This is a genomic window from Haloferax profundi (genome assembly GCF_001469865.1).
GTDB lineage: Archaea > Halobacteriota > Halobacteria > Halobacteriales > Haloferacaceae > Haloferax > Haloferax profundi.
The window spans coordinates 19,360-27,838 of the sequence record NZ_LOPV01000139.1; the positions used below are offsets into that span (position 1 = coordinate 19,360).

The 8,479-nt window shown below is 63.2% G+C and carries 8 protein-coding genes; 3 read left to right on the plus strand and 5 right to left on the minus strand.

The genetic code is table 11. The annotated features are described in order from the left end of the window. Positions 1-60 precede the first annotated feature (60 nt). Entirely contained in the window at positions 61-1,122 is a 1,062-nt protein-coding gene (locus AUR66_RS07175; protein WP_058571786.1) for a zinc-dependent alcohol dehydrogenase family protein, read from the plus strand. A 62-nt stretch (positions 1,123-1,184) separates the two neighbouring features. Here the strand turns inward: AUR66_RS07175 and AUR66_RS07180 are convergent, their stop codons facing one another. The 5 genes from AUR66_RS07180 to AUR66_RS07200 form a co-directional block, all read right to left on the minus strand. After that, positions 1,185-1,418 (minus strand): hypothetical protein, encoded by a 234-nt coding sequence (locus tag AUR66_RS07180; protein WP_058571787.1) that lies wholly within the window; start codon positions 1,416-1,418, stop codon positions 1,185-1,187. Positions 1,419-1,490: 72 nt separating this feature from the next. Beyond that, on the minus strand, positions 1,491-2,219 hold the full coding sequence (locus AUR66_RS07185; RefSeq protein WP_058571788.1) for an amino acid ABC transporter ATP-binding protein: 729 nt from the start codon (positions 2,217-2,219) through the stop codon (positions 1,491-1,493). Continuing rightward, positions 2,216-3,049: an ABC transporter permease subunit gene (locus AUR66_RS07190; RefSeq protein WP_058571789.1), complete on the minus strand. Its 834-nt coding sequence runs from the start codon at positions 3,047-3,049 to the stop codon at positions 2,216-2,218. Before AUR66_RS07190 ends, AUR66_RS07185 begins: the two co-directional genes overlap by 4 nt. A gap of 48 nt (positions 3,050-3,097) precedes the next feature. Continuing rightward, positions 3,098-3,907 (minus strand): transporter substrate-binding domain-containing protein, encoded by an 810-nt coding sequence (locus AUR66_RS07195; protein ID WP_058571790.1) that lies wholly within the window; start codon positions 3,905-3,907, stop codon positions 3,098-3,100. 259 nt (positions 3,908-4,166) lie between these two features. Further along, on the minus strand, positions 4,167-4,958 hold the full coding sequence (locus AUR66_RS07200) for a COX15/CtaA family protein (protein WP_197409699.1): 792 nt from the start codon (positions 4,956-4,958) through the stop codon (positions 4,167-4,169). 195 nt (positions 4,959-5,153) lie between these two features. Between AUR66_RS07200 and AUR66_RS07205 the strand changes: the two genes are divergently transcribed. After that, entirely contained in the window at positions 5,154-6,260 is a 1,107-nt protein-coding gene (locus AUR66_RS07205) for a M24 family metallopeptidase (RefSeq protein ID WP_058571792.1), read from the plus strand. 129 nt (positions 6,261-6,389) lie between these two features. Further along, the coding region (locus tag AUR66_RS07210; protein WP_058571793.1) for an NADP-dependent malic enzyme at positions 6,390-8,479 on the plus strand (2,090 nt) is incomplete at its 3' end.

The following is an 8,479-nucleotide window of genomic DNA, read 5'->3' on the forward strand; positions in this document are numbered from 1 at the left end:
AAAATCGACTGCTGACGTGGCGGCCGAGAGTTTTTGTAGGATACCGGCCGACCCATGCGTATGCGTGCCGCAGTCCTCCGCGAACACGGTGAACCACTCGACGTAACCGACGTTCCTGCGCCGACACTCGACCCTGCGGGAGTCATCGTTGACGTAGAGGCCTGCGGCATCTGCCGAAGCGACTGGCACGCGTGGATGGGCCACGGCGAGTGGGCCGACGATGCGGTCGACCCGGGGCAGATTCTCGGCCACGAACCCGCCGGACGCGTCGTCGACGTCGGCGACGACGTCGAGACGATTCGAGAAGGTGACCGCGTCGCGTTGCCGTTCAACCTCGCCTGTGGGTCGTGTGGCTACTGCCGAACCGGACACGGAAACGTCTGTACGGGTGACCATCCGCACGCCCTCGGATTCGAACAGACCGCGCAGGGTGCGTTCGCCGAACAGGTCCACCTCCCGTCGGCGGACTACAACGCGATTCGACTCCCCGATGGCGTCGCACCTCGCGACGTAGCGGCGCTCGGATGCCGGTTCATGACCGCGTACAACGCCCTCGACGCCCGTGCCGGACTCCGTGCAGGTGAGTGGGTCGCCGTCCACGGGTGCGGCGGCGTCGGCCTCTCGGCGATTCAGGTCGCGAACGTCCTCGGTGCACGCGTCGTCGCCGTCGACGTGCGCGAGTCGGCGCTATCGGTGGCCGCCGACATGGGGGCAGCAGTTCTCGTGAACGCGGCCGAAGACGACGCAGTCGCAGCGATTCGTGACGCGACAGACGGCGGCGCACACGTCTCTGTCGATGCACTGGGTGTGGCAGAGACCTGCCGAAACTCCGTTCTGTCCGTCAGGCCGCGCGGGACGCACGTACAAGTCGGGTTGACGACAGACGAAGAGCGAGGCGACGTATCGCTCCCGACCGATTGGATGACGCGACACGAAGTGTCGTTCCTCGGTGCGCGTGGCATGCCGCCGACGGACGCCACAGACCTCCTGTCGGTACTGGCGTCGGGTGCGGTCGACCCCGGGTCACTCGTGACGAAGACGGTGTCTCTCGACGAGGTTCCCGAGCGATTGGCGGCGATGACCGACTACGATACCGTCGGTGTCGAAGTGATGACGTCGTAGGAAGGCGCTGTTCGACAGCAGGTGTCTCGATACCTGCGTTCGCTAGTGGGGCCGAGAGACGCCTACGCAGTCGGCGTGAGGGCCCGTTTCGACTCTGCGTCGTCGTCTGCGTCGAAGCCCTGCCAGACAGTGGTCCCACAGTCCGGACAGTCGATAGTCTCGACGCGTTCGTCGGTCATCTCCGTCGGCCAGTCACCGATGTCACCGGCGCGGCCACAGGTCTGACAGAACAAGACTGTCTTGCGTCGGGCGGTATCGGGCGGGTCGGTACTAAATGCGCGAGGGGAGGGGTTCATGCCGGAGAGAAGTGGGGGTTCCGGCAATAAGCTTGTTGGATAGTTGTCGGGTGTGTGCCCGACTAACCCACCTCAGAGTAGTTTCGAGAGGAACTGCTTACCGCGGTCCGTCTTCGGGTTCTCGAAGAAGACTTCTGGCGGCGAGTCCTCGACGACACGGCCGTCGGCCATGAGGACGATGCGGTCGCCCACCTCGCGGGCGAACCCCATCTCGTGGGTGACGACGAGCATCGTCATCCCCTCTTCGGCGAGACTGTGCATGACGTCGAGCACTTCCCCGACGAGTTCGGGGTCGAGTGCACTCGTCACCTCGTCGAAGAGCATGACGCGGGGGTTCATCGCGAGTGCGCGGGCGATGGCGACGCGTTGTTGCTGCCCACCAGACAGTTGGTTCGGATAGGAACTCGACTGCGCGGAGAGACCGACCCGGTCGAGGAGCGTCTTGGCCTCCTGCTTGGCGGACGACGCGTCTTTGCCCTTGACCTTCGTCGGGGCGAGCGTCACGTTCTCCAGCGCCGTCTTGTGTGGGAAGAGGTTGAAGCTCTGGAACACCATCCCGATGCGCTGTCGCAATCGGTTGATGTCCGCGTCGGGGTCGGAGATGGACTGTCCGTCGAGTCGAATCTCGCCACCTTGAATCTCTTCGAGGCGGTTCGCACAGCGGAGGAGCGTCGACTTCCCGGATCCCGAGGGACCGATGATGACGCACACTTCGCCCTCTTCGACGTTCAGGTCGACGTCCTTCAGGACGTGCGTCTCGCCGAAGTACTTGTTCACCTTCTCGAATTCGAGGAGACTCATCGGCGGTCACCTCCCCAGTCGGAGCGGGCTTCGAGGTACCTGACCACCTTGCCGAGTGGCAACGTGATGCCGAGGTAGGCGATAGCGACGAGCAGAATCGGCGTCCACGGGTCGAACGTCGCGGAGTTGATCTGTCGGAACGCGCTGATGAGTTCGGGAACGGCGATGACCGTCAGCAGTGACGTGTCCTTCACGAGGATGACCTGGTCGTTGCCGATTGCGGCGAGTGCGTTGCGCCACGCCTGCGGAAGGACGACTTCGCGCATCGCCTGGACGTAGGACATCCCGAGCGAACGGGCGGCCTCCATCTGGCCTTCCGGGACGGCGTTGATACCGCCACGGACCGCCTCACCGACGTACGCGGCATGGTTGAGCGTCAACCCAATGATGGCGGCTGGAATCGCCCAGTTCGGGATGGGGAACTGGCCGGGCGGCCAGAACGCGGGAATCCCGAAGAAGATGACGATGAGTTGGAACAGCAGTGGCGTCCCGCGGAAGAACTCGACGTACCCGCTGGCCACCGTATTCGTGATGCGTGTCTTCGAGACGCGCCCGAGGCCGACGAAGATGCCGGCGATGATAGAGAGGAAGCTTCCTGCGAGGAAGATACCGAGGACGAGCAGGTAGGCTTCGACGAACTGCGGGTAGATAATCTCGACGAACAGGTCGAAGTCGACCTGCGTGAGGATAATCGCGCCGATGAACAACCCCACGACGAGTGTGAACAGTGTCGCAATCGCGGCGCCTGCGAATTTGAGCGTCTTGTCGTTCAAAAACTGCTCTTGGAAGTCGTCGTCGGTGGCGCTTCCGTCGGAGTATGATTCAGCCATTGGTAATGATTCTCACAGTGTTTGTATAAAAACGGGTGGTGCGGCGAGTTAGCCCGAGAAGTACTTCGAGTAAATCTCGTCGTACGTCCCGTTGTCTTTGATCGTCGCGAGTGCGCCGTTGACCTCTTCGCGGAGGTCGTCGTCGTCCTGGCGGAAGCCGATACCGTACTCCTCAACCGTGAGGGTGAGGTACGGTGGTGCGTCCTTGCCCTGGTCCTCTGCGGCACCGGCACCTTCGAGGAACTTGGCATTTTCACTTTGGTTGACGAACTCGGCGTTGACGGTGTTGTCGTTGACCACTGCGACGACCTGGTTGTTGATGAGTGCGTCGAACGCACCGTTGACCTGGTCGTAGCGCTGGATGGTCAGGTCGCCACCGAACTCTTCTTTGAGTGCGTCGGCCGCGGCGGCCCCGGTGGTCCCCTTCTGGACACCGACCGTTTTGCCTTTGAGGTCCTCCTTCGCGGCGATGTCGCTGTTGTTGAGGACGATGACAGTCTGGTACGCAGTGAAGTAAGCATCGGAGAAGTCGATCTTCTCTGCACGCTCTTCGGTGATGGTCATCGCGGACATGATGACGCGGAAGTTCCCGTTGTTGAGAGAGGGGATGATACCGTCGAAGCTCGTCTTCTGGAACTCGTGTTCGTAGCCGAGTTCGTCGGCGAAGACTGCCTGTGCGATGTCGACGTCGAAGCCAGTGAGTTCGCCTTCGGTCGTCTCCCACTCGAACGGACGGTACGGAATGTCCGAGCCGATGGTAATCGTTTCACTGCCGCCACCGCCGCCGCCGAGACAACCGGCCAGCGTGAACGTGGCTGCAGAGCCTGCAGCGCCCTTGAGATAGGTACGACGTTTCATAACAGGCCACAGGTAGCACACCACCGTATAACACTTCTTCGATACGCAACTCCATTCACACAACTTTTGGTGAAAATTGCCACTAAATGGGCTGAATGAATAGAAATCGGGTGCCGTTCTGTACAGAACACAAACAAACTCTAATCAGTGAGATATCTGTTCAACTAATAGCTGATTAATTGAATCTCAGAGAACGGTCGTGTCAGGCCAAGCGATGGTCGATTTCGTCTCGTGCCGCCCTGCGTCGCCAGTGACCGATTCAGTCGGCGTCGTTGGTGACGGTGTCCCGCGGCACCGGGAGACCACCACGGACGACGAGGGCAGCGGCGACGACGAGAACGAGTGCGACGACTGTTCCGCCGAGGTGGGCCAGTTGAAGCGTCGGGCCGTACACCTGTCTCCCGGCGATGAGTAAGGCGACGACGACGACGCTCGCGGGGGCGGTGATGAATCTAAGGCGTCCGTACACGTCGGCACGAGTCGTGTGAGCGGCGCTCGCCCAGAGTGTCGCGGCGACGAGTGCGGCGTAGGTTGCGAGGCCGACGACGTAGTAGGTGGCCTGCGTCAGGGGGCCGAACGAGACGAAACTGTGTGGTGCGAGGACGAGCATGATGGGTGCGCCCACGAGTGCGAGGCGGATGGCGTCGGCGACGCGGGGAATCCCACGGTCGGCGAGACCCCACGCGGCGGCGGCGGCGACGGCCGTGAAGATGGACGTGGCGACGACGTAGTGCGCGGTGAGGATGACCCACTCGTACTCGGTGACGGTGAGCGCACCGAGGACGATTTGGAAGGGGAGAATCACGGTTGCGACGACGAGCGCCCAGCGGACCCGTGGGTCGACGCCTTCGCGCCACGCCTTCACCGTCGTCCCGAGGATGAGGAACCCGGTGAGCATGGCGACGAGGCGGTGGAACCACTCGATGAAACTGCCCCAGTTGGCAGGGAACAGGCCCAAGAAGCCGTCACAGAACGGCCAGCGACCGGCACACGTGAGTCCAGCCCCCGAGGCGGCGGTGTAGACTCCGAGGACCATCAGGATGCCCGTCATCACGGCCGAGCCCGCGAGGAGGCGGCGAAGCCGAGGTGTCATACGCGGGGGTCAGGCCTGCGCGAACTTATATCTCGTAGGTATGGCTCTCGAAGGTGTTTGGACGGCGACGCATCTGGCACGCTGGTCGCGACGTCGCGAGCGGCGGTGGCCACGAGTCGTCCCATTCAAGTCGGTCCAGTTGGACCGCGGGATATGAACGAGCGACTCGCATCTCGGGCCGAGCGACTCGACGCGTACCTCGACGACCACGACGTCGAGGCCGTCTGGTTCGCCCGCCCGAACTCGTTTGCGTGGCTTCTCGGCGGGGACAACGTCGTCGACCGTGACTCACCCGTCGGCGTCGCCGCCGCCGGATACGACGGCGACGAGTTCCACGTCGTGACCGACAACATCGAAGCGACCCGCCTCCTCCACGAAGAAGTGCCGCACGAGGACGTCCGAATCCACCAGTACCAGTGGTACGACGGCTCTCTGGCCTCGGGTGTCGCAACCGTCTCACCGACGCCGGCAGCGGCCGACTTCGACGTTCCGGGCTTCGCCGACGTGGACGCCGCAGAACTCCGGCAACCCCTCTCTGACGACGATATCGACGCGTATCGAGAACTCGGCCGCGACGTGGCGAGCGCCGTCGAACGGGTGTGTCGAGAACTCGAACCGCAGGACTTGGAGACGGAAGTCGTCTCGGGGCTTCGCGTCACGCTCGGAGCCATGGGCATCGAGACACCAGTCGCCCTCGTCGGCGGCAGTCGACGCGCCCAGAAGTACCGCCACTACACGCCGAAACAGGAACGCCTCGGCGACTACGCACTCGTCTCCGTGACCGCCCAGCGAGACGGACTCTACGCGAGTTGTACGCGGACCGTCGCGTTCGACGCACCCGACTGGCTGGAATCGCGTCACGAAAAGACGATGCGCGTCGAGACGAACGCACTCGCGGCGACACAGCGTGCGGCCAACGACGGGGGAACCGCCGGCGACGTGTTCGACGCCATCCGCGACGCCTACGACGCCGTCGGAGAGTCCGACGAGTGGTTGAACCACCATCAGGGTGGTGCCGCCGGATTCGCCGGGCGTGAGTGGTTCGCGAAACCCGACGCCGACGACCCAGTTCTCGAACCCATGGGCTACGCCTACAACCCGACCATCGAGGGCGCGAAGAGCGAGGACACCGTCCTCGTCACCGGCGACGACGTCGAGGTGCTGACCACGACGGGACAGTGGCCGACGCAGACTGTCACGGACGAGACCGGTTCGGTCGAACTCGAACGGCACGGAATCCTTCACATCGAGACGGAATAATTTTCGGCACGAGTGTGCTCGAACACCGTCGACACCGGTCCGCCGTCTGGCGGGTATTCGACGCCCGTCGAAATCAATATTCGACGGTGTTGGATAGTTTTTTCCCCTCTGCGTGAGGAGGTGTGAATCATGGGACTGGACGACGACTCACGGGACTATCACCGGCAAGACCCGCCGGGTAAAATCGAGATTGCGACGACCAAACCGACGAACACACAGCGAGACCTGAGCCTCGCGTACTCACCCGGCGTGGCGGCACCGTGCCGCGACATCGCCGACGACGAAGACGCAGCGTACGAGTACACCTCGAAGGGGAACCTCGTCGGTGTCGTCTCGAACGGGACGGCCGTCCTCGGCCTCGGCGATATCGGCGCACAGGCGTCGAAACCCGTCATGGAGGGCAAGGGTGTGCTGTTCAAGCGCTTCGCCGACATCGACGTGTTCGACGTCGAACTCGACATCACCGACGTGGACGACTTCGTCGCCGCCACGAAGGCCATGGAACCGACGTTCGGGGGCATCAACCTCGAAGACATCAAAGCGCCGGAGTGCTTCGAAATCGAGCAACAACTCCGCGAGCAGATGGACATCCCCGTCTTCCACGACGACCAGCACGGCACGGCCATCATCTCCGGTGCTGCCCTCCTCAACGCGGCAGATATCGTCGAGAAGGACCTCGACGACCTCGAAATCGTCTTCTCTGGTGCGGGCGCGTCTGCGCTCGCGACGGCACGGTTCTACGTCTCACTCGGCGCGAAGAAAGAGAACATCACGATGTGCGACTCCTCGGGTATCATCACCGAGTCGCGCGTCGAAGCAGGTGACGTCAACAAGTACAAAGCCGAGTTCGCTCAGCCAGTCGAAGAGGGTGACCTCGCGGACGCGATGGCCGGCGCGGACGTGTTTGCCGGCCTCTCCGTCGGTGGCATCGTCTCCCAGGAGATGGTCCGGTCGATGGCGAACGACCCAATCATCTTCGCGATGGCGAATCCGGACCCCGAAATCACCTACGAGGACGCCAAAAGTGCCCGCGACGACACGGTCATCATGGCGACGGGACGCTCAGACTACCCGAATCAGGTGAACAACGTCCTCGGATTCCCGTTCATCTTCCGCGGCGCACTCGACGTGCGGGCGACGGAAATCAACGAAGCGATGAAGCGCGCCGCCGCCGAGGCACTCGCCGAACTCGCCCGCCAGGACGTGCCCGACGCCGTCGTCAAGGCGTACGGCGACCACCCACTCCAGTTCGGTCCCGACTACCTCATCCCCAAACCGCTCGACCCCCGCGTGCTGTTCGAAGTCGCACCCGCCGTCGCGCAAGCGGCGGTCACCTCCGGTGCGGCCCGCAAGCGCCTCGACCTCAACGAGTACCGCGAGCAACTCGAAGCGCGCCTCGGCAAGTCCCGCGAGATGATGCGCGTCGTCCTGAACAAGGCGAAGTCGAACCCCAAGCGTGTCGCCCTCGCCGAAGGGACGAACGAGAAGATGATTCGCGCGGCCTACCAGATGCAAGAAGAGGGAATCGCCCACCCCATCCTCATCGGCAACACCAAGCGCATCCTTCGGAAGGCCGAGGAACTGGGTCTCGACTTCGACCCCACCATCGCCAACCCGCGTGACGGCGAGTGGGACCACTACGCCGACCGTCTGTACGAACTGCGCCAGCGCAAGGGTATCACCGAGTCTGAGGCGAGTGAACTCGTCCGTCGCGACTCCAACTACTTCGCCAGCGTGATGGTCGAGATGGGCGACGCCGACGCGATGCTCACGGGTCTGACCCACCACTACCCGGGTGGACTTCGCCCGCCGCTTCAGGTCATCGGCACGGCCGAAGACGCGAACTACGCCGCCGGTGTCTACATGATGACGTTCAAGAACCGCGTCGTCTTCTGCGCCGACACGACGGTCAACCTCGACCCCGACGAGGAGATTCTCGCGGAGATTACGAAGCACACCGCGGAACTCGCCCGCCGATTCAACGTCGAACCACGCGCGGCACTCCTGTCGTACTCCAACTTCGGGAGTGTCCGCAACGAGGGCACCGCCAAGCCACGCGACGCGGCCAACCTGCTGCAAGACGACCCCGAAGTCGACTTCCCCGTCGACGGCGAGATGCAGGCAGACACGGCACTCGTCGAGGACATCCTCACGGGAACCTACGACTTCTCGGACCTCGACGAACCGGCGAACGTCCTCGTGTTCCCGAACCTCGAGGC

What these genes read in the sequence shown, in the direction of transcription:
- AUR66_RS07175 (WP_058571786.1), top strand. Translation starts at nt 61, where the DNA reads ATGCGTGCCGCAGTCCTCCGCGAACACGGTGAACCACTCGACGTAACC.
- AUR66_RS07180 (WP_058571787.1), bottom strand. Translation starts at nt 1,418, where the DNA reads ATGAACCCCTCCCCTCGCGCATTTAGTACCGACCCGCCCGATACCGCC.
- AUR66_RS07185 (WP_058571788.1), bottom strand. Translation starts at nt 2,219, where the DNA reads ATGAGTCTCCTCGAATTCGAGAAGGTGAACAAGTACTTCGGCGAGACG.
- AUR66_RS07190 (WP_058571789.1), bottom strand. Translation starts at nt 3,049, where the DNA reads ATGGCTGAATCATACTCCGACGGAAGCGCCACCGACGACGACTTCCAA.
- AUR66_RS07195 (WP_058571790.1), bottom strand. Translation starts at nt 3,907, where the DNA reads ATGAAACGTCGTACCTATCTCAAGGGCGCTGCAGGCTCTGCAGCCACG.
- AUR66_RS07200 (WP_197409699.1), bottom strand. Translation starts at nt 4,958, where the DNA reads ATGACGGGCATCCTGATGGTCCTCGGAGTCTACACCGCCGCCTCGGGG.
- AUR66_RS07205 (WP_058571792.1), top strand. Translation starts at nt 5,154, where the DNA reads ATGAACGAGCGACTCGCATCTCGGGCCGAGCGACTCGACGCGTACCTC.